The organism is bacterium (assembly GCA_013360195.1).
Taxonomy (GTDB): domain Bacteria; phylum Electryoneota; class RPQS01; order RPQS01; family RPQS01; genus JABWCQ01.
Map to the genome: position 1 here is coordinate 153986 of JABWCQ010000010.1, position 20917 is coordinate 174902.

Annotated in this window: 19 protein-coding genes and 1 pseudogene; 1 reads left to right on the plus strand and 19 read right to left on the minus strand. The window is 52.0% G+C overall.

Features of this window, described 5'->3' with window-relative positions:
* Positions 1-189 precede the first annotated feature (189 nt).
* From ribA to HUU59_08975, 9 genes are all read right to left on the minus strand, one after another.
* Positions 190-864, minus strand: a complete 675-nt coding sequence (ribA, locus tag HUU59_08935) for a GTP cyclohydrolase II (GenBank protein NUO19557.1) — start codon at positions 862-864, stop codon at positions 190-192.
* A 245-nt stretch (positions 865-1109) separates the two neighbouring features.
* Positions 1110-3008: a hypothetical protein gene (locus HUU59_08940; protein NUO19558.1), complete on the minus strand. Its 1899-nt coding sequence runs from the start codon at positions 3006-3008 to the stop codon at positions 1110-1112.
* A 283-nt stretch (positions 3009-3291) separates the two neighbouring features.
* Positions 3292-4980, minus strand: coding sequence for a T9SS type A sorting domain-containing protein (locus tag HUU59_08945; protein NUO19559.1), 1689 nt, complete (start codon positions 4978-4980; stop codon positions 3292-3294).
* A gap of 26 nt (positions 4981-5006) precedes the next feature.
* A complete protein-coding gene (locus HUU59_08950; GenBank protein ID NUO19560.1) occupies positions 5007-5300 on the minus strand; it encodes a hypothetical protein in 294 nt (97 codons plus the stop codon).
* Between the two features lie 471 nt (positions 5301-5771).
* Positions 5772-8225: an ATP-dependent Clp protease ATP-binding subunit gene (locus HUU59_08955; GenBank protein NUO19561.1), complete on the minus strand. Its 2454-nt coding sequence runs from the start codon at positions 8223-8225 to the stop codon at positions 5772-5774.
* A 548-nt stretch (positions 8226-8773) separates the two neighbouring features.
* Complete coding sequence (locus HUU59_08960) at positions 8774-9037, minus strand: hypothetical protein (GenBank protein NUO19562.1); 264 nt, start codon at positions 9035-9037, stop codon at positions 8774-8776.
* Positions 9038-9068: 31 nt separating this feature from the next.
* Positions 9069-10799, minus strand: a complete 1731-nt coding sequence (locus HUU59_08965) for a hypothetical protein (GenBank protein NUO19563.1) — start codon at positions 10797-10799, stop codon at positions 9069-9071.
* 6 nt (positions 10800-10805) lie between these two features.
* The gene (locus HUU59_08970) at positions 10806-11645 is read right to left on the minus strand and encodes a purine-nucleoside phosphorylase (GenBank protein NUO19564.1); all 840 of its coding nucleotides are present in this window, start codon (positions 11643-11645) and stop codon (positions 10806-10808) included.
* A 1-nt stretch (position 11646) separates the two neighbouring features.
* Positions 11647-12186, minus strand: coding sequence for a thermonuclease family protein (locus tag HUU59_08975; protein NUO19565.1), 540 nt, complete (start codon positions 12184-12186; stop codon positions 11647-11649).
* A 13-nt stretch (positions 12187-12199) separates the two neighbouring features.
* On the opposite strand from HUU59_08975, the gene HUU59_08980 reads away from it, so the two are divergent.
* Positions 12200-13861: an STAS domain-containing protein gene (locus HUU59_08980; GenBank protein ID NUO19566.1), complete on the plus strand. Its 1662-nt coding sequence runs from the start codon at positions 12200-12202 to the stop codon at positions 13859-13861.
* Between the two features lie 52 nt (positions 13862-13913).
* Here HUU59_08980 and HUU59_08985 read toward each other — a convergent pair whose 3' ends face one another.
* The 10 genes and pseudogenes from HUU59_08985 to HUU59_09030 all read right to left on the minus strand — a co-directional run bounded on the left by HUU59_08985 (position 13914) and on the right by HUU59_09030 (position 20570).
* Positions 13914-15164 (minus strand): NupC/NupG family nucleoside CNT transporter, encoded by a 1251-nt coding sequence (locus HUU59_08985; GenBank protein ID NUO19567.1) that lies wholly within the window; start codon positions 15162-15164, stop codon positions 13914-13916.
* 3 nt (positions 15165-15167) lie between these two features.
* Complete coding sequence (locus HUU59_08990) at positions 15168-15779, minus strand: thymidine kinase (GenBank protein NUO19568.1); 612 nt, start codon at positions 15777-15779, stop codon at positions 15168-15170.
* Positions 15780-16409: pseudogene (gene udk / locus HUU59_08995) on the minus strand (uridine kinase).
* Positions 16410-16469: 60 nt separating this feature from the next.
* Positions 16470-17069: a T9SS type A sorting domain-containing protein gene (locus HUU59_09000; protein NUO19569.1), complete on the minus strand. Its 600-nt coding sequence runs from the start codon at positions 17067-17069 to the stop codon at positions 16470-16472.
* Between the two features lie 120 nt (positions 17070-17189).
* Positions 17190-17813 carry a hypothetical protein gene (locus tag HUU59_09005; GenBank protein ID NUO19570.1) on the minus strand — a complete coding sequence of 208 codons (624 nt, stop codon included), beginning with the start codon at positions 17811-17813 and terminating at the stop codon, positions 17190-17192.
* Between the two features lie 27 nt (positions 17814-17840).
* Complete coding sequence (locus tag HUU59_09010; protein NUO19571.1) at positions 17841-18581, minus strand: hypothetical protein; 741 nt, start codon at positions 18579-18581, stop codon at positions 17841-17843.
* 18 nt (positions 18582-18599) lie between these two features.
* Positions 18600-18842, minus strand: a complete 243-nt coding sequence (locus HUU59_09015; GenBank protein ID NUO19572.1) for a hypothetical protein — start codon at positions 18840-18842, stop codon at positions 18600-18602.
* A gap of 17 nt (positions 18843-18859) precedes the next feature.
* Positions 18860-19732: a hypothetical protein gene (locus HUU59_09020; protein NUO19573.1), complete on the minus strand. Its 873-nt coding sequence runs from the start codon at positions 19730-19732 to the stop codon at positions 18860-18862.
* A 39-nt stretch (positions 19733-19771) separates the two neighbouring features.
* Complete coding sequence (locus HUU59_09025) at positions 19772-19924, minus strand: hypothetical protein (GenBank protein NUO19574.1); 153 nt, start codon at positions 19922-19924, stop codon at positions 19772-19774.
* 118 nt (positions 19925-20042) lie between these two features.
* Positions 20043-20570: a hypothetical protein gene (locus HUU59_09030; protein NUO19575.1), complete on the minus strand. Its 528-nt coding sequence runs from the start codon at positions 20568-20570 to the stop codon at positions 20043-20045.
* Positions 20571-20917 lie beyond the last annotated feature (347 nt).

Genomic DNA, 20917 nt, shown 5'->3' on the forward strand with positions numbered 1-20917 from the left:
TGGATGGGCTTTCGGAAATATACGTCACATTCCGTGTCATGTCAAGGGATGACGAGAAAAATAAAGACTTTGCGTGAATCCTGTCCAATTTTCTCCTACACTTGACCTATGTGACCACTTGCGTGACTCAAGTCACAAAAGAATAGCAGGCTTTGCCTGCTATTTTGTCCCCCCTCATCCCGCAAACTTTTACAATTCAAGCAGATGACCGGACTTTCTCGCTTTGGTCTCCAAATAGAAGTGATTATGCGAGTTTGTCGGCAATTGATGTCGAACGCGTTCAGTGACTTCTATCCCGTACTGCTCTAAGCCGATGACTTTTTTGGGGTTATTGGACAACAACCGAACACTTGTGACGCCCAGTGCTCGAAGCATCTCCGCCGCGACCCGATAGTCACGTTCATCGTCCTCAAATCCCAAAGCATGGTTTGCATCCACCGTGTCGAGCCCCTGCTCTTGCAGAACATACGCACGCAGCTTATTGGCCAGCCCAATTCCGCGTCCTTCTTGTCGAAGATAGAGGACAATACCACACTCCTGCTCGGACATGTGTTTCAGGGCTGCTTCGAGTTGATCCCGGCAGTCACAACGGTAAGAGCCCATCACATCACCCGTCAGGCACTCGGAGTGAACGCGCAAGGGAATGTTCACCTTGCCGCGCACGTCTCCACGTATCATGGCAATATGCTCCTTGCCGTCCGGAGTAGGCGAAAAAGCTGCGATCTTGAAATCTCCAAACCTGGTCGGCAAGCTTGCTTCGGCAACTACTTTCAAAGGGTAGTAGATTGAATCACACGGCCACTGAAGGACGCGGGCGGCGTTTGTCAAACTTGAATACGGCAGTTGCTGTGCTGGCAAAGTCATGGTATCCTCAATTCCCTGTTTTGTTCTACTTTGGTACACGACAGGGATTCAAAAAATGTTTCTGTTCCTGAAATATCTACTTAAACTTGATGAAAACATTCAATTTATAACATCATACAAATTCGAGATTTATAAATCCACTGTTTCCGCTTGGTAAACTCGAATGCTCAAGTTCTGGTTCCACAGGCAAAAAGCAAAGAGGCGGTCACTTCTGACCGCCTCTCGAATCTTGCTGCGTTTCTTCCTCAGTCAATCGGCCTGACACGGAAGTATTGTAACTCCGTTGTCGAAGTGGTGTGAACTAACACAAAAGGAGGACTCAAAACTGTCGCGAGAACAGTTCCGACAGTATCTTCCGGTGAAAGCATCCGCAAGACCTCATATCCTTCGACCATCGGCTGCGGCGACCAGTTAAGAACAAAGTAGATGGAATCCGCCGTTTGGTGGTCCCACACAATAGTCAAGTCGTCAATCGGCGCAACCGGGTGAATGACTCGAAAGTACTCCCGCTCAAGTAATTCAGGTGAACTCTTTCCTGTCGAGTCCCACAGTGCGTAAAGCGTATTTCCACGATTGCTGGTGACATTGTTGTCACGGAGAAATTCGATATACTCTTTGCTGGTCGTTTGGTAATACAGGCTTGCAACAATGCTGTCCGTCTCAAATGGTAATTCGTAATCCGTAATGTCCCAGTATTGTCCGTCCGCATAAATATAATCAACAACTGGGGATTGAACTGCGGAAAGTTCGGAATTTGTCGCGCCGCGGGGTGGAATGCGATTGTCCATGTACACCGTGTCGTTCAATACAAAGTGAAAGGACGGCCCGGCAGGTTGTCCGACAACTTCTGCTAGTCCAGGCGAGATTCCGGGATGTACTTCATAGACTTTTGCCTGCCCGTCATGTGCCAGCACACCGGTTGCGTTGTCGTAGGCGCAACTTTCAAAGATGAGCTGTCCCGACGCGTTGAAGGCGCGCAAGTTAATCCAAATCCTTCTACCCTCCGGATAGCCGGATGGAAGCTTGTGCCCGGTCTGATTTGTCACGGTGACGTGCGCGAGAACGGTGCTGCCGGTGAATTCCGCATCAATTTCCAGCGTTGCCGCCTTTTGTAAAGTTCTGCGGGCACGCAAAGTTGCAGAGTCAATCGCCGCTGAATTAACATCTCCGGGATACAATGCACGCACCCATCGTCCAACTATCGTATTCCCTCCGGTCAAGTCATGCACTCCAAGATTCTGACGGGTTCCGCCTTGAGTGCAGGCCTGACCATCATACTTGGGCATGTGGCAATCCTGACAGCTTGATACATAGCCGTTATCCGTGCCAAATTCCGGCTGGAACACACCCTGTGCGGAATTGTAATCACTGACATACCATTCACTGAATGTTCTCTCTACGGGGAACATCGTGCGCAGGTCAGAACTCGGAGCAGGTGCGTTGAAGGAATTCGGCACATACTGACCGAATGCGTTCTTTGTAAATACCGGATTACTCACATCATGACATGTTCCGCAGATATCCGATTTCAAATGAAAAGGTGAATACAGGAAATCATGTGGTGAGGATGCATTGGCAATTGGACCTCGCCGCTGATCCACGTTGCTTACGACGAACATGCCGTTCGCCGAAGCTGGAGGGATTTGTGCCAGGGTGCCAAGATAGGTTTGATCGGGTCCGTAGGTCGTCGCGGTGTAGGTCGGGTCGGCAGGATACGGATTGACTCCAAGCGGCGACGGTTTCAGTGACTTATGACAGAAGTGGCATTGAACTCCGTCAAAGTCAATTCCAGTCAATCCCGAACCGTCGGTCGGTGTGGAACGACCACTGAGCCAGCCCACTGGTGAATGACAGCGAATGCACAAATCACCGGAATTTGGTGCATCTTGGTTGGCGATATCTACAGTCGCAAAGTAGAGCGGATCGCGTGCCGCTTGAGCCATCATACTCCCGCTCCAATTGAAGTGCTGCTCAATGTTCAGTCCATAGCCTGAATGGCAGTTGTCGCACTGTGAAGGCGGCCGGAAGTTCCCTGACTGATTCGGTTGTGAACCGGGCAGGAAGAAGTCGTTAAGAGTCGTGGGAACAGCCCATGCCGCTGATGAGAGTGCGGCACAGATAAAAGTCACTAATTTTGTTTTCATTATTCGCACCAATAACGTATCATAAGTCATTTCAAAAAACTATAACAACTTAGAGCACTGTTATCTTATTGTCAATGACAATGGTCAATCAAGAATAGGGGAATAGTTGACTATTCAAGTCTACAATACTGTGTTTCTTAACATGTCGAAGTTGCTTAGACCATCTTCTTCTGTGACATTGTCCCGAAACTTCTGTGCCTAACCTCCAGCGGCTGCTTTTCACATTGTGCAAAAAACAAGAAGGCGGCCAATTGGCCGCCTTACATGACTGACAAGTCTACTTTCATTTCAGAAACAAGACCTTTTTTGAACATGTTTGAAGCTTGTCTTTCGCCAGGATGAAATAGACTCCGCTTCCAAGAGATTCGGGCACGCTCACCATAAAGGATTGCGTGCTGAGCCTTCCCTTGTACAAATCGGAGACTTTACGGCCCAATAGATCAAACATTGATATCTCAAAGTCTTCCCGTGTGAAGCCTGCGATACTGACCGTGAATCTGTTGTTAAACGGATTCGGATAAATTGGCAGCAGCTCCCACGTTGAGAGTGAAGCCAAGTTGTCGTTATCGGGGACGGATATTGATTGAGATGTGTCAGGTCGTACAGTAAGCCAAGGATCAAATACAATTATGTCAGAAAGCAATGTGTCGCCTTGTCCATTCGGGTTCCGTGTCGGATGGTAGGGGCCTGAAGAATCTCCCCACCAATTGCTTTGCGCGAATATTGACTGTGGATGAGGAGAATTTTCGTCATAAGAGATTACCGGCCCAACATTTCCCTCAAATATGTTGGAATCACAACGTGCGGGAATACTTCCCGCATTAATGTAGTTTATAACTGATCCGAACCCGTTCTGACCCTGGGAATTCCCGGCGAAGATGTTGTGATGAATTCTGACTATTCCTCGACCACCCGGCACAAGCGACGCGCCATATTCAGAAGAACAGTTTCTGAACACGTTGTACGAAATATCGCCTTCGCAATCCCAGAAATAGAAAGCCCCCGATCTCGGACCCATTGTATGGGACTCAAAGACATTACCTTCCAAAAACGGTACGCCGAAACGATCAAAGTCAAACATCGTCAGGGCAATATCGCTTGTGGTGTTGTTCCTGAAGATATTGTGCCGGACTCTTACATCACCACCTGTTCTCAAATGGCACGCTCCGCGAAAACCACCCTGACCGGGAATGCCGTTGCTGTCGAACACGCACTCGCTCACAACGCTCTCATCAATGCTACCTATTTGCGCCGCGCCGATAATTGAACCGCAGTTCCGCAAAGTACAAGCTGTCATGGCCGTTTGCGCGCCAAACGAAAAATACCCTCCAATCGACATTGAAGAACATGCTTCAAAGACAGTACGCTCCAGAATGATGGGGATTGAAAGCGCATACATCCCTCCGCCGCCCTGCGGGCCTGCGCTTTGGCAGTTCCAGAATATACAGTCACGCAATACTCCAAATACGCCTCCGACATCAGGTTCTTCGTGAATCACCGCCATACCACCTCCTGCTCCTGCACTGCATTCCGAAAACAAGCAGTGAGACACTCTAACTCGGCTACGATACGCGAACACACCACCGCCGGCGCTTGAGACTACTTCATCGGAGATCCATCGTGTGCCACGACCATTTGCAAAGGACAAGCCTACTAATACAACACTATCTTGTTCGTTTGGCAGATAGATAAACAGACAACTCGCGCTGTCGATATCCAAGGTGTCTGCAATAATCACCGTTGAACGGATGTCGGAGGTATCCCCGCTGAATAAGAAATTGCTGCAAATTGTGACGCCGAATTCTCGAACTCTGACGAATTCACGATACTCGCCTGGTGTTAAGAGAACTGTGTCGCCCTGAGAAACCATCTGCACCGCCTCTGTGATTGATTGCCCCGGGAAGATTTCCAGAACATTCGCGCGAGCGCAATTGCAGAAAAGCACAAGCAGTGCCCAAAGTGTGATACACATTTGATGACTCGCTTTTGCTGAGGCCGCTACTGCTCCTGTACTTGCCCGCACAATGCCTGTTGAAAATAGGAGCTAGTCTTGTCATAAGCCACGACCTTTACAGTTCCACCTGCTGGCACAACATAACAATGACTGACGAAGGCGTATCCTTCGTTCAAGACTAATGTTGCAGAACCGCAGTCAGATTGCTCTCCAAAATTGGAGTAGATTGCTACTGGTGCGGACCAATGGCCATAACGATCCTCAAAATGTCCGGCTCCGGCACAGTTTCCGGTTCCTACTACGTAGGTGTAATGTGTGCCTGTGTATGCGACTGGCACTGATACTTCATTATTCCCCGGAGCTGTATAGACTTGAACGATTTCCCATGAGTCCGCAGTACTAATAAACGTCAGACTAATTGCCAGGAGAAGAGCTAAATACCCCCCCTATTGAAGTTACGAAATCCGAGTCTCATTCCCGTTTCCTTTCTGTTTACTTAGAGCACCATAAATGAATAACGGTTTGGCCAAAACCTGTATTAATTTATCGGGGAGGTGTCAAAATGTCAATACGAGTCAACTCATAGGAAGAGAATTTTCTTTCAACAATTGTACAATTTAGAGCGTTAAATGTTGCACTCTAAAGCCTGTCACAACATTAATATTTATGCACTTCCGAGTTTCTCCTCAATTTAATGCAGAGAGTTGTTTGAACTCCGTAAGAGGAAATCTGAAACTACCAACTGAGACAAAAAATAGGGCAACCATTTAGTTGCCCTATCAGGAATCTAACAAAAACAGTGTAATAGCTTATTCGCCGTCGGTGGATTCTTCCGCAATCTTTTCTTTGAACTCACGGAAGGCAAGCTCATCACCTTTCAAAGTCACTTGAATTGTCGAGCCTTCGTGGAAACGGTCACGAAGAATTTCTTCTGCGAGCGGATCTTCAACATACTTCTCGACTGTGCGACGCATCAATCGCGCACCAATCTCCGGTTTGAATCCTTTGTCCACCAGATAGTCGCGCGCCTTCGCCGTAAGCTGAACCGTCAGCACCCGGTCTTCGAGCCGCTTGTTGATGTCATCGATATACTTGTTCAGAATCAGCTCTATTGCTTCCTTCGTCAGCATGTTAAAGACCACGATTTCATCCAAGCGATTCAGAAACTCGGGCCGGAACATGCGCCGCACTTCGTCCATCATCTTGCCTGACATCTTCTCGTGGGACTCTTGCTGTCCGCCGCCAAAACCGAATTCCATGGATTTGGCCGCCTCGCGTGTGCCAAGGTTCGACGTTAATATCAGAATCGTGTTCTTAAAGTCCACCTTCTGACCTGTGCCGTCGGTCAACTCTCCATGGTCAAGCACTTGCAGCAGCACGTTGAACACTTCCGGATGAGCCTTTTCAACTTCATCAAGCAGCACAACGCTGTATGGTTTGCGCCGGACCTTTTCCGTCAACTGACCGCCTTCATCGTAGCCCACATACCCCGGAGGCGCGCCAATCAAACGGGACACGTTGAACTTCTCGCTGTATTCGCTCATATCGATGCGAATCAGCGCTTCAGGGTCATTGAACAGATACTCTGCCAAAGCATGAGCAAGCTCAGTCTTACCGATTCCCGGTGTTCCAAGGAAAAGGAAACTGCCGATCGGACGGGTCGGACTCTTAAGACCGCTTCGTGCACGGCGCAGTGCCTTGGCGATTATCTCCAGAGCTTCCTTTTGACCGACGATCTTCTTCGACAGCGTCTCAGAAATCTTCAGTAGCCTCTCGCCCTCACCCGAGGCCACTCGTGTCACAGGAATTCCTGTCATTCGCGCCACAGTTGCCGCAATCTCCTCAGGCGTCACCACAAGCGTCGGCCTCGCTTCGCTGCGCTCCCAGCGCTCCTTCTCTTCGCGAAGCATCGTCTCCAGCTTCACCTTCTTGTCGCGAAGCATGGCGGCTTTTTCATACTCCTGCCGTTTGACAAGATCTTCCTTTTCCTGCTTGACAGCGTCAATTTGCTTCTCGATTTCGAGGATTTTGTCCGGGATGACTATGTGCGAAATGCGAACCGAAGAACCGGTCTCGTCAATCACGTCTATCGCTTTGTCAGGGAGGAAACGGTCCGTGATATAGCGGTCGGCCAGTCTTACGGCCGAATCAATCGCCTCATCCGTGAACTTGACACCGTGGTGCTCTTCGTACTTGTCCCGCAGTCCCATCAATATCTGGATTGAGTCCTCGACGGAAGGCGGATCAACCATCACCTTCTGGAAGCGACGTTCAAGTGCGCCATCTTTCTCAATCGACTGACGATACTCGTTCAATGTCGTCGCTCCGATACACTGCAGTTCGCCGCGTGCCAAAGCGGGCTTGAACATATTCGATGCGTCGAGCGATCCTGATGCGCTTCCTGCACCGACGATCGTGTGAAGCTCATCGATGAAAAGAATAATCTCAGGAGTTTTCTCGATCTCCTGCATAATGGACTTAATGCGCTCTTCAAATTGTCCACGGTACTTTGTGCCGGCAACGATCGAGCCTAAATCCAGTGCGACGACGCGCTTTCCATATAGAATCGGCGAGACCTTTTGCTGCACGATCCGCAAGGCAAGCCCCTCGGCAATCGCCGTTTTGCCCACGCCCGGCTCTCCGATCAGAACCGGATTATTCTTCTTGCGGCGCGATAGTATCTGTGCGACGCGCTCGATTTCCATGTCGCGCCCAATAATCGGATCAAGCTTGTTCTCACGAGCCAGCTTCGTCAGGTCACGAGAGAAATGATCGAGATTCGGTGTCTTGGTCTTCTCTTGCGGAGTGGCCGGAGCGGGCTGACCGCTGCCGCGCAGCACGTTGTCCAATTCACCTTTCACGTTCTCATATGTCACATTGAAACCATGCAGCACCTGAGCCGCCATGGAGTCCTCTTCTTTCAGCAACGCGAGGAGCAAGTGCTCAGTCCCGATAATGTCCGACGAGTAGCTCTTGCCCTCAATGTAGGACAGCTTGAGGACTTTTTCCGCACGCTTGGTAAAGGGGATATTGCCGATCTTCATCGTGCCACGCGTCGTGTCAACCATCTCTTCGACCGACTCGCGCAGCTCGTCCAAATCACAACCGAGATTGTGAAGTATTTGAACGGCCAATCCGTCCCCTAAACGAATAATGCCCAACAGCAGGTGTTCAGTGCCAATGAAGTCATGGCCCAAACGGAGTGCTTCCTCCCGGGAATACTGGATCACTTGTTGAACGCGCAGGGAGAATTTGTTCTGCATAAGTCCTCTCTATCTCGGCCAGTGGCCGTAATTCAGCAATACACCTGCAATTTAGTCAAGCTGGGTTGTTTTTGCAAGCGCCTGTACTTCACCGGTCCACGTGTTTTGACCGTGCAACATCACCGGGATACAGTCCGGTCGTTGATTAATCAGCAAATACTTTGCCGCTCTTGGATATTTCAAACAACTATGCAACTTTATCTCAAAGAGGCCGCAACACGTTGCGCAGCCCGGCTTAAATTCACAGAAAGGTCAGTTTAGCCACTTCTCACGGACTTGAAAGTTATCCACACTCGCCACGAAAAATGCCCCAATAGTGCGCAAGTTCAGATTTAACATAACTTGGAGACAAAAGCCCGGCCTTCAGATTCCTCCGAAGACCGGGCATATACCTTTAATCCTGCCCGAATTGTCATGTTGGCAGGTTGTCCAGTTGCTATGTTCCGGTCCAATGAAGAGGACAAGGACGAATCTTCAGTTGAATCTTATTTGAATAGCTGTTCATATCCAACTATCTGTTTGACTGTCCCCGATTCCCCCAAATGGATCTACTTGGTATACCCCATATGCTCCCGGGAATGTTCCCGGGCACTGCGAAATGCACCGGCGTTCATTTCCTCTTCGCTGTACAGGTAATCCCAAATGTCAGGACTAAGAGGATAGGTCAGACCGGAGGGACGGCCGTCTCGCAATGGAGTTACCTGCCACCCTCGTTTAATGCCTTCCCCAAGATACCACACCTTCACGGCCTGGCCAAGTTCAAAGTCTTTACGACTAAAATAGAATATACCTTCGCGTACTGGTCCAAACACAGTTTTCTCTCCGTAACTTGTTCGCCGATTCTTATCGCGGTTTTCCGGGTCTGCTATAATAATACCGCGAAAGTCCGCCGGCGGTTCCAATCCACAAATCACCACGATCCACCCGTAAGACCTGCACACGGTCATCAACAAGCCCGTCCCGCCTTGTATAATGCTCCCATGCTTCTCGTTCAGGTTCAAACCGAAACAGCCCGCCGTCCGTGCCAACCCAAACATAAGGATCCGACGCCATAATACAAAGTGGTGTTGTCATCTTCAACCAGGTCGCTGCCTGCCATGTCTTGGTCTCGCCGTCGGCACTGAGTCTCGCCACACAGTTCGTTGCCGCTATCCAGAGGTCTGAACCAAACGAGGACAGTTCCGTGATTGGACCTGTCACCACACCGCCTTCCAGCATCACCGCCGCCGATTCGTGCGATTGCTCGTCAACCTTGTAAAGCCCGATGTCAGTCCCGACCCAAACGATTCCGTCTGTAATAAGCATTTCGTTCACTTTGGAAAGTTCGAATGCTGAATTAGGAATGCGCACTATCGTATTGGACTTTGTGTTCATGACCGCCAGACCGTCGTCCGAGCCTATCCACAGGTTGTCGCCAGCCACCGCCAGCGCCGTTACATGCTGAGACTGCAAATTGTCCTGCACATCGTATCGCTTCCAGTTTCGCTTCTTCACTGCATAAGAGAGTAGTCCGTCATGAGTCGCAATCCAAACACGGTCGTTAAGAAAGACCATGTCCTCAACCATCGTTGAGCGAATCTGCGAATGGTGCCGCTTCTCGATGGTGCGCCACTGCTCACCGAAATTCTCCACAACGGAAATTCCCATGAAATCACCGTCATTGTATCCACCCAGCCAAAGCTCGCGGTCAAGCGGCAATAAGGCTCGAATGTCATTCCCCGCCGGGCCGCCAAGGGTCAATTCGCTTCGAAGCCCCCGCAATTCAGTGCGCATTATGCCGGCACCCCAATGCGTACTCCAAAACACGTCCCAACTGTCAATCAGCCAATCCGTAATCGGATACGTGCGGTTCTTTTCGTCCGCCAGTGTCCCGTCGGGATACCAAATGTAGGGCCGGGGCGGCAAAATCATAGGCAATCCTGCGGGCAGTTGTCCCAGGACTCCCGAAACAAGTTCACTGTCCTTAATCGGTACTTTGGATCGCAGTCCCCGCCAGCGTATCCGCAACGTGTCCCCGAATGGAGCGCCAAAATCGCTGAACAGATTCCCGCTGCTCCTGTCGCCGCTGTACCTTCTTACATAACGTAACCATACCGGATCGGGAATCGGTGTGCCCGGCACATGCAGCTCGCCGAATACCTGCTCGGGAATGGTCTCCACATGCAGCGATTGCTCGCTTACGCCAATATTAACGGGACGCTCGCCAACTGGCCATACGTGTTCCCGGACAATCTCCCATCTGTCCAGACCGCGGTTCCATCGCAGCAATCTGTCCCGAGTGGTTACCCAAAGGTAGTTCGTGCGCTCGTCATAAAGCACGAGCAGCGCGTCATCTATGGGAACGGATTCAAACGCGCCGTATCCCATGACCGCCGGGTCTTCCCAACGACTGCGTGAAATGTCATAAACCAGAACGCCGCCGGCGGTTGCCACAAAGACTTCGTGCATGCTTGCGTCCAATGCGCGTGCGCCGCGGAAATCACGCCACGATACCCAGTCGCCAGGAGCATATTGTGTTTGAGCTCCGGCCGTTTGAAATGACCCCAGCAATATCAGTATTAAGATGAGATGCAAGACAGTTTAACTTAATCTGGTTAATATACCGGTTATTAATTGCGTGAATTTGCGCGCCGAGTCGTTCGCCACTTTCTGCACTTCATCGTGAGAGAGCTTGTCTTCTCCGATTCCCGATGCGGCATTCGTTACACAGGAAATTCCCAATACCCGCAGCCCAAGCGCCGCCGCCGTGATGACTTCGGGCACCGTTGACATGCAGACACCATCAGCGCCAAGAGTCGCAAGCATTTTCACTTCTGCCGGCGTTTCATATGTCGGACCTAGCAGAGCGGCTAATGTTCCACGCTTTAGCTCTATTTTCTGTTCCAATGCGACATGTTCAGCCAACTCTTTCAATTCCGGATCGTAGCACCTGCACATGTCCGGCCAGCGCGCCTCTCCATTTGAAACAGGTCCTCGAAGCGGATTACGGAACTGCAGATTGATATGGTCATCAATCAACATCAAATCCCCTGCGCAGAATCTCTTGCTGACTCCGCCCGAAGCGTTAGTTACAATCAGCGTTTTTGCTCCTGCGGCGTGCGCAAGCCGGACCGGTATCGCAACCTGTTCCGGCGAGTAGCCCTCGTACATATGTATTCTGCCCTTGAACGCTAACACGCGTGTACTGCCAGCCTTGCCCGCGACAATTCTGCCCGCGTGTCCCGCCACCGTTGACACCGGATACCCTGGAATGTCATCCGTGCTGATTCCCTTAGCATCTGTCAAAGTGTCCGCGTATGCACCTAAGCCTGAACCCAGAATGATGGCCACATCTGCGGTGCCCGGCAGATAGCTGGCAAGCGCTGAAATGTCCGCCTCATGCTCAGATACTCGAACACGTGCGTGCTGTCGAGCTGTCATACTATTCTTTCCGATTGCGTTTTCTGAAATCGTGCGGTGATTCAAACTCGGGCTTGGGCGAAGTTCGTGCTGCTTCCAGACACTCTTCCGCGTAACGGTCAAGTCCTTGCTTACCGTAATGTGATACGGTTTCATATGCCAATCCAGCCCGAATAATCCGTGCATTGACGTTCTCTCCGTCCGCAAGCAGATAGCCCAGCCATCTCCCGTACCGATCCGGTTGTTCAATGCGAATTACCGACAGTTTGTTAGCCTTTTCTATCTGCTGCCGAAGATATTCCTCTGCGCGCGAACCCCACGGCTCCTGATTGCCGTTGTGAAACGGTGAATCTTTCTCCGCGCAGTCTATTCCCAGCATTCGCACTTTTTGCCCGCGCCATGTAAACGTGTCACCGTCCTTCACCTCGATATCGGTCTTCTGAACCGTTGTTTCGCGAAACGGCAGAATCGTGTCCGGTGACGAGTGACGGCACGCGGACAACAGCAGTAATAGACTTACAAAGCCAAGGGAAAAAACTTGCAAAATTCTCTGTCTTCGCATATATTGATTGCTTATGTTACGCCCAAAGCTCTGGACTACGCTCGAATCCTATGATCGGCGGCAATTCTCCCGCGACCTCATCGCCGGTGTAATCGTCGGAATTGTCGCCCTGCCGCTTTGCATCGCCTTTGCCATCGCCTCAGGCGTGTCGCCCGAACGCGGACTCATCGCTGGTGTCGTCGGCGGTTTTCTGGTTTCCCTCCTTGGAGGCAGCCGTGTTCAAATCGGCGGCCCTGCAGGGGCGTTTGTTGTTATCGTCTTCGGTATCATCGCAGAATACGGCCTTGACGGACTGATTGTCTCGACATTTCTCGCCGGCATTCTGCTTATTGTCTTCGGCAGATTCAAACTCGGCAGCGTGATCAAATTCATTCCGCTTCCCGTCGTTACGGGTTTTACCAGCGGAATTGCCATGATCATCTTCGTTTCGCAGATCGCTGATATCTTCGGCATGAAACTCGAAGGTCAAACCGCGAACTTCTTCGAGAAAATCTACTTCCTGTGGCTCGCGTCCGGTTCAATCAATCCAACGGCGTTGTTAATCGGTGCGGGCAGCGTGTTCTTCCTGATGATCTGGCCGCGCTTTTCACATGTGATTCCAGGTTCCATAGTCGTTCTGGTCGTTACGACGGGATTGGTGCACTTCCTGAATCTCAATGTCGAGACGATCGGTTCCCGCTTTGGTGAGATTCCATCCATGCTTCCCATGCCGCAAGTGCCCGACTTGACCTTCGCGGAAATCAGGCACCTTGTTTCACCCGCCATTACGATTGCCGTCCTTGTGGCCATTGAGTCGCTGCTCTCCGCCGTTGTCGCGGACGGTATGGTCGGCGGAAGACATCGATCGAACATGGAACTTGTCGCGCAGGGCGTCGCAAATATCGGCAGCTCCGTCTTTGGCGGTCTGCCTGTCACCGGTGCCATAGCCAGAACGGCCACTAATGTCAGGAACGGCGGCCGCTCTCCCGTTGCCGGCCTTGTGCATGCGGTCACGCTGCTGTCGTTGATGCTGGTCTTCGGTTCTTTCGCTCAGATGATTCCGCTCGCGGCACTGGCTGCCATTCTGGTCGTCGTCGCCTATAACATGTTCGAATGGCACTCTTTCGTTGCTATGCTGCGCGGACCAAAGAGCGATGTTGCCGTGCTTCTTACAACACTTGCACTGACCGTCGTGCTCGACTTGACCGTCGCCATTGAAGTCGGTATGGTCATGGCCGTGTTCCTATTCATGAAGCGCATGTCCAGTGCAACGGAAATCGAGATTTTCTCCAGCGAAATGCGCGACCCGAGCCCTGCCGAAGAGCAGGATGTGCTCGACCGAAGCGCCATTCCCAACGGCGTGCAGGTCTATGAAATCAATGGGCCGTTCTTCTTCGGTGCGGTCTACAAATTCAAAGAAGCGATGCACATCGTCTCCCGCGCTCCAAAAGTCAGAATCATCCGCATGCGCAAAGTCCCCGTGATGGACAGCTCCGGCATGCAGGCGCTTGTTGAGGTCTTTCACGCTTGCCGGAAGGAAGGAAGCGTCATGCTGATTTCCGGCATCAACAAACAGCCGCGCGATGTCTTGGAGCGAGCCGACTTGATTCAACAATTCGGAGAGGACAATATTCTCCCGACATTCGATGAAGCTATCGTCCGCGCTAAACACATTCTCGCCGTCCAACCCTCTTGACGGAATCCCGTGCTGCCAAAAAAGTCCGCGTAGCTCGCGGACTTTTTTCTTTCTACTCTGCTGACAGCACGCCCGCTATTGCCGCCGTCTGCAAACTTACCATTGCACCGGCAATCATCGCCTTCAGGCCAAGTTGCGCCAAATCCGTCCGCCGCTCGGGAGCGAGACTTCCGATTCCTCCAATTTGAATCCCTATCGAAGAGAAGTTGGCGAAACCACACAACGCATACGAGGCAAGCATAATCGTCCGCGGCGACAATACGCCTTCCTTCATCAGATTCGACATCTCCACGTACGCCACAAACTCGTTGATCGAGATTTTCGTTCCCACAAGATACGCGAAATCCTTGCACTCGGATATCGGAACTCCAAGTATGAATCCGATCGGCCACAATAGATACGAGAAAATCTCACGCAGACTTTCGGGAAACCAGCCAATTCCGACTCCGCCAAGCAGTCCCGAAGTCCAGGCCAGGAAGGCGTTGACAACCGCGATGAGAGCGATGAATGCAAGCAGCATCGCGCCCACGTTGACTGCAAGTCCCAATCCGTCTCGTGCACCTGTTGCCGCGGCATCGATGACATTCGCCTGCTTCGGCATTTCAGGCATATGCAGCTTCCCTGCGGTTTCCGGTTTTTCGCGCTCGGGCAGGAATATTTTGGAGAAAATGAGCGCGCCGGGAGCCGCCATGACGGACGCGGCCAGCAAGTGTTTCGCAGGTACGCCGAGCAAAATATACCCCGCCATCACGCCGCCGGCAACGGTTGCGAAGCCGCCGACCATGATAGCATTTAGTTCACTGCGTGTCAGCGTTTTCAAAAACGGACGCACAAGAAGCGGCGCTTCCGTCTGACCCAAAAAGATGTTCCCCGCTGCGGAAAGCGATTCAGCCCCCGAAGTGCCCATCGTCTTGGTCATCACCCACGCCAATCCCTTCACTATCTTTTGCACAACTCCGAAGTAATACATCACTCCCATGAATGCGCCGAAGAAAATAATGGTCGGCAGGATCGCAAAAGCGAATTGAAATCCAAAGGTCTCCTGATACTCCTGCTTGACCATATTGCCGAACAGAAAAGCCGCGCCTTCCGTTGCGAAGCTCAGGAACTTTGTCACCAGCTCACCCAGCGAGGCGAACAAGTCGCGGCCCCACGGAGTCCAGAGGATTAGAACAGCAAACAAAAGCTGTAAACCGGTACCCCAAAGCACAACGCGCCACGGGAAGTTTTTCCGGTCTGCAGACAGAGCATAGGCAATACCGAGTAAAATCGGTATCGCGATCAGGGATTGTAGTCGTTCCAAGTGTTACCCTTGAGGTGTGGAGAGAGGGAGTTGCTCCTGCGCGGCTTCTTCATGCACAGGATCGGGAGGAACAAAGCATTTACGGCAGCGTGCTTCGTACGCTTCAGTTGCGCCAACAAGCACACGCTCATTCGAGGCTATTACGCGCTGCGTATGCTTGGCCGGATTGCCGCAGCACACGCAAATCGCCAGCGTTTTGTCAATGTATTCGGCAATCGCCAAAAGCTGCGGAATCGGATCAAACGGCTCGCCGCGATAGTCCGTATCCAGTCCGGCACAGATCACCCGCTTCCCCTGATCGGCAAGCTTTTGCACCACTTCAATTAAGTCTCTCCCCAGGAATTGCGCTTCGTCAATGCCAATCACATCGGCATGCTGCGCAAGCTCAAAAATCTCCCAAGGCGAGGTCACAAGTTTCGAGGGAATCGTCAGCCGCGAGTGACTTACTATCTCATCCTTGGCATATCGGTTGTCAATCTGCGGCTTGAATATCTCTACCCGCAATTTCGCAATCTGCGCGCGCACCAATCTGCGGATCAACTCCTCGGTCTTCCCCGAGAACATCGGTCCGCAAATCACTTCTATCCAGCCTGTATTATGAGGGAAGTGGTGCATTTAAACTGAGATCTTTCTTTCAAGAAGATTTGCTATTCTCTCCGCCACTCTCTTTACCGCCGCATGAATCTCCGTCCCCTCTTCAATCACAATATCCGCAAACTGCTTCGAAGGCTCGACGAATTCCCAATACATCGGCTCAACCTGAGTCGTGAATTGACGAATGACTTCCTCTTCTGTCCGCGCGCGGAACGTCGTGTCTCGTTCTATTCTCCGCTTCAGACATATCTTGGGCAGAGAATCCAAATATACTTTTAAGTTCATGCGCGAACGCAGTTCCGGTTCGTGCAGCACCAGAATTCCGTCCAACAGAATGACGTCCGCCGCGTGCACCCTTGTCCCGGTGTGTTTGCGCAAATGCGTCGTGTAGTCATATTCCGGTACCACCACAGACTCTCCGGCCAACAACCGGTCAAGATGACGGCACAGCAACGGCGTTTCGAATGCATCCGGGTGGTCAAAGTTGTGCAGTGCGCGTTGCTCGAGACTCATGCCGTGAAGTTCACGGTAGTAGCTATCCTGTAGCACCCATAGCACCCGGTCAGGTCCAAGTGCGTGGACGAGGCCGTGTGCTAACGTACTCTTGCCGCTGGCAGAGGCGCCCGCGATCCCGACAAGGACAGGCATAGTGCTGTAATCTACGGAGCTTACTCCGAAGTCGCAAGAAAAAAAGTAGGAGAGAACTGGAGCTTACTTCAGCAGAACCAGCCGGCGAACACCGGACTGGCCGGGAGAGAGGCGATAAGAGAGGAAATAGGTCCCACTGGACCAACTGGAACCGTCGAGCCGCCATTGATGCGTTCCCGGCGGCAGTTGACCGTCCGCCAGCAAGTGTACGGAACGGCCAAGGATATCAAAAACTTCAAGCCGAAGGTGTGCGGCCTCCGGCAGATTCATCGAAAGAGTTGATAAGGGATTGAAGGGATTGGGCGCGAGTGACAATTCAAACTCGCTTGACTGAGTCGTTGCCTTTTCTGGTCCGGACGGCTTCCGGTCGTCCAGCAATATCTGCATTGGCTTTCCAACCACAGGCTTAAATTCATAGGAAAAGGCCAGCCCCCCCTGCTCCCAGCGAATGGAGAATGTCCCCTCCGAAGCGTGCCGGGGCAAGACGAGCGGATCTGAGACGATACATTCCCGGCGAATATCATAGCGGCTGCGCAGTTTCAGTTCGCGTTCCCACGAACCCGACTCATTTGACACGATGACACTTCCCGGCGCATCGCTGCGAATATCCGTGAATCCTACCTGCACCCATTGGCCGAAGACAATCCCCGGCCAAATGCCCATGAATAATACCCCCCACGCCTTCATCTTTCATTGCCCCCTGTCAGCCAAAAAACAAAGGCCTGCACACCTGTTCGGGGTGCGCAAACCCTTCCATTACAACCACAAAACTGACCCTCCGAGCTACTTTTTTGGCCGTGGCTTCGATTTGCCAAACGACCAGTTGAGCTCCTGTGGGCCGGAGTAATTCCGGGACGATAACCGTACGAGTCCGCCGCCTTGATCACCAATTGTCGAAACATATTCACGTGTGTCCTGATAGAACGGTGCCTTGGATGGGTCACCACCTTCCCACAATCGCAAATAATATACCCTGTCGTCAACGAATGGAATAAAGAACTTTGCGGAGACAAACTGACCCGTATTCCCCTCCATCGTCGGCGGATATTCCAGCCCGCCAAGATATAGAATATTGAAGTTTCCAAGTGCCAATGAGTCGTCTCCTCCAGGACTGCCATCCGGATTTGGCGGATCCTGCACCCCGTTCCCGCCGTCCATAATCAATTGAATCAAGGCACCATGCGAATGCGGAGCATCTTTGCTGTTCAAAACTGGCCTTTCCGAGTACATCAAAACAAGCATATTAAACGGATTCCCCATCTCAACGTCCCGAGTCGGCGTCTCCTCCGTGTCCACATAGATTTCACGGCCCTTCATCGTTTCTCTTGCCATCGCCTGCGTCGAAATCAGCGCCATTAACAGCGCAAACCATGCGAATCGCAACACCATGTTTCGTTTTGCCAGCATCAAGTGGTTTCCTCTTTTCAACATCTGCTATTTCCGGGGCTTAATCTTAGATGCCGCGATTTTCTGCTCATACGTCGTATCCGCCGCTATCTTCACGTCCAAGGTTTCCCGGACTGCGCGAACACTCGTCGAATCATGACTCTCAACCGGCATCTGCATGTAGTCCCCATAGTACCCCTTGCCTCCGCACGCGGCAAGTACCGTCGTCCCGTAGGTCTCCTGCTTGAAAACCAGTGGGCTCGACGTCACGATCAGATCCACATAAGGATACGCCATCGCCAGCGATGCCGCTTCCTCCTTCGTGAAATCCCCTATAATCGTAATATGGTCAGTCCGCTTCTTTAACTTCTTCATCAGCTTCTGCTGCTCGTACGGCGAAGTGACCTTGACATCTGCCGTATCCGGGCACAACCGCATCGCCCGCTCAGGGATCAACCCGACGATCGCCATCCGGACTCCATTGCGCTCGAACCACTTGTACGGTTCGAACAACGGCTTCTTTGAACGTTTTCCGTGAAACAGGTTCGCAGCGATTATGGGAACGCCGTTGTCCCGTGCCGCAATCCACGTGCTGATAGGAGTATTCAAATCCTGCTCGCCCAGCGTAATCGCATCGTAATGCTCCTGCCGGTAAAAATCGAGCAAAATGTCTCTCCGTTGCGCGGCCTCTGCGTCATTGGCCATCGTCACGATATTCCCGGCATCCACCAGCGCTGTCGCGATACTGTCTGTCCGGCTCTTGTGTAAAAAGGTAGCCCGCCGGGCCAACCCGCCTTTACGCGAGCCTCACCCGCACGGCTCGACGTGACCCTTGAATTGCCCTGAATAGATGACTCGCGCCTCCGCGTTCTTCGACCCCTGCTTCGCTGCAAGCATGAGCTGTGAGAACACCAGGACACTCGCCGCCAACAGTAACATTCCGGTCACGCCGACCGATCCTCGGCGGCATCTCTGTCGATTAAATCTCATCACCAGTGCGATATTAGTGGCTGACTCAAACAAAGAGAGCGGCATCACAGCCGCTCTCATGCTAATGTGCGTTCTGCTTATCCGTGGTCGTGTCCTTCGTGCCCGGGCTGAGTCGATGTCTTCTTCGGCTGAGTGTTGATGGGAAGCGAGGACGGATTTTGTCCCGGTGCCATCTTTACACCCGTGTTCGCAGGTTGACCCGTGCCGGTCTTCTGCTCAAATGCCGCAAGTTTCTCTGTCCACGGTCCCGTCACGTCGTATTGCTCTAGCAGCGCGTCTTTGAAATCCGCAAAACCGAGCGAGTCACCCCACTCCGGCTTGAATTCCAATGTCGCGTAATGTCCGTTATAGCCCGATGAGCCCGTGCCCAGCAAGCGCGTCTTCTTCCCCAGCATCGTCGTCGTTTCGCCGCTGCGCAATGCCCCAGTCGAAATGATTACATCAATGTCAGGATACTCCTTCACCAGCGAATCCAAATCGTCCGTCGGCAATTCGCACAGCAATATCACCGCGTCTGACTTCCGCATCACTTCCGGCAAATACTTCGCCGCCGCGTCTTTCGTTGATGTCACGCGCATCACGTTCGTGTCTACAACCGAAGACGTCGCCGGAAAATCCGCGTCACGAAGCAAGCCCATCACTCCAACCCGCATGTTGCCATAATCTTTGATGACATACGGATCGAATATCAGCTTCTTCGTCTTCGCGTCTATCAGATTCGCCGATACATACGACGTCTTCTTCGACGTGTCGCGCAGAGCTACAAGCGTCTCATAGCCCATTGATACTTCCTGACGGGCGATGTTCAAAACGTCGTAATGCAGATCGGAGTAACTGTTCACCAAAAACTGGCACTTGTCCGAGCAACCGCCCTTGGCGCCTGCACGGTCCACGAAGTTACCTGCGTCAACGGTCAGCCAATTGGCCGTCGGATCTTGATGTCTTTGCACAAAAGCAGCCCACCGGGCCACTCCACCTTTTTTCTGCTTTCACCCGCAAGGGGCGACGTTGCCCCTGATATTCCCGCTGTACATGATCTGCAGTTTGCCTTGAGCCGGAGCCGACGAACAACCCGTCAGCACCCACCCGAAGCCAAACACAGCCGCTGTCAACACGGTCAGCAATACACTCAGTTTGCGCATGGTTTGGTTGATTTGTCTATTTGTTCTAAACTAAAATGGCGCGAAAAATTACAAGCGCGGCGCACAATACTACTCTTACGCACCTGCGCTTGTCTAAGTTCCAACTTTGCCGGGTCACTTATTCCGATTCGTCGATGACCGTACACTGCGGACCGACCGAACCACATGTCCAATCCAAATCCGTAAAATAGATCTCCTGCAGACCCACTACGACCGAAAAAATCGTGCTCGTCCACAATACGGTCGTATTATCTGGCTCGTAAATTCGAAGATAGTACCGATTCGGCGTCGGAATCGTACCCGTGCATGAAAATGCAGGGTCCGTCAAAAAGAAACCGGCCCCAAGCCCCTGAAATACACCGTTCATTTCGAATTCAATGAAGTTGACCGAATTGAATGGATCGTTGCAATCTGGCGGGTTCGTGCAAAGGATCGGCTGTGGATCTTCGTTGTCCGGACCGTCTGAGTCCGTGTCCCAGAATATCTTGACAATTGTACCATCGGGAATCGGTGTCGCACCGCCACACGTGGTGGTCAGTGCAGCGGATGGTTCCGCGTGAATTAAAATCGCATTAAACTGCGCCATCGCCTGCTGGGTAATCAATACGAGGGCAAGCGCCAGCACATATTGTGTCCATCGTTTCATTGCCTGTCTGGTCCTTTCCGTTGCTTATCAACCATCAGCCCAACCCTAAACTCCTGTTTAACAGCAAAGTTGGGGCCGATTTGCGGGAACGTGTGAATTTGTCGTAAGCTTAAATATACGCTCAGGATACAAGAAATGCAACGAACCAGAGGGGCGATTTGATTTTGCCCGGATAGCGGGCCCTGAGTCGGTTTGTGCCATTTTCGTCACATCCCGGAACGGCATAACACGCCGCACGCACCCCCCCAAAGCAAAGCGGGCCACCCGATTGGGTGACCCGCTTGAACTTACAAGTCAGTCAGACGAAGCACCCGCGCAAGCGCATTGGGTGCAGCGTCCACGCTGCT

What these genes read in the sequence shown, in the direction of transcription:
- ribA (NUO19557.1), bottom strand. Translation starts at nt 864, where the DNA reads ATGACTTTGCCAGCACAGCAACTGCCGTATTCAAGTTTGACAAACGCC.
- HUU59_08940 (NUO19558.1), bottom strand. Translation starts at nt 3,008, where the DNA reads ATGAAAACAAAATTAGTGACTTTTATCTGTGCCGCACTCTCATCAGCG.
- HUU59_08945 (NUO19559.1), bottom strand. Translation starts at nt 4,980, where the DNA reads ATGTGTATCACACTTTGGGCACTGCTTGTGCTTTTCTGCAATTGCGCT.
- HUU59_08955 (NUO19561.1), bottom strand. Translation starts at nt 8,225, where the DNA reads ATGCAGAACAAATTCTCCCTGCGCGTTCAACAAGTGATCCAGTATTCC.
- HUU59_08970 (NUO19564.1), bottom strand. Translation starts at nt 11,645, where the DNA reads ATGACAGCTCGACAGCACGCACGTGTTCGAGTATCTGAGCATGAGGCG.
- HUU59_08975 (NUO19565.1), bottom strand. Translation starts at nt 12,186, where the DNA reads ATGCGAAGACAGAGAATTTTGCAAGTTTTTTCCCTTGGCTTTGTAAGT.
- HUU59_08980 (NUO19566.1), top strand. Translation starts at nt 12,200, where the DNA reads ATGTTACGCCCAAAGCTCTGGACTACGCTCGAATCCTATGATCGGCGG.
- HUU59_08990 (NUO19568.1), bottom strand. Translation starts at nt 15,779, where the DNA reads ATGCACCACTTCCCTCATAATACAGGCTGGATAGAAGTGATTTGCGGA.
- HUU59_09000 (NUO19569.1), bottom strand. Translation starts at nt 17,069, where the DNA reads ATGGGCATTTGGCCGGGGATTGTCTTCGGCCAATGGGTGCAGGTAGGA.
- HUU59_09005 (NUO19570.1), bottom strand. Translation starts at nt 17,813, where the DNA reads ATGCTGGCAAAACGAAACATGGTGTTGCGATTCGCATGGTTTGCGCTG.
- HUU59_09015 (NUO19572.1), bottom strand. Translation starts at nt 18,842, where the DNA reads ATGAGAGCGGCTGTGATGCCGCTCTCTTTGTTTGAGTCAGCCACTAAT.
- HUU59_09025 (NUO19574.1), bottom strand. Translation starts at nt 19,924, where the DNA reads ATGCGCAAACTGAGTGTATTGCTGACCGTGTTGACAGCGGCTGTGTTT.
- HUU59_09030 (NUO19575.1), bottom strand. Translation starts at nt 20,570, where the DNA reads ATGAAACGATGGACACAATATGTGCTGGCGCTTGCCCTCGTATTGATT.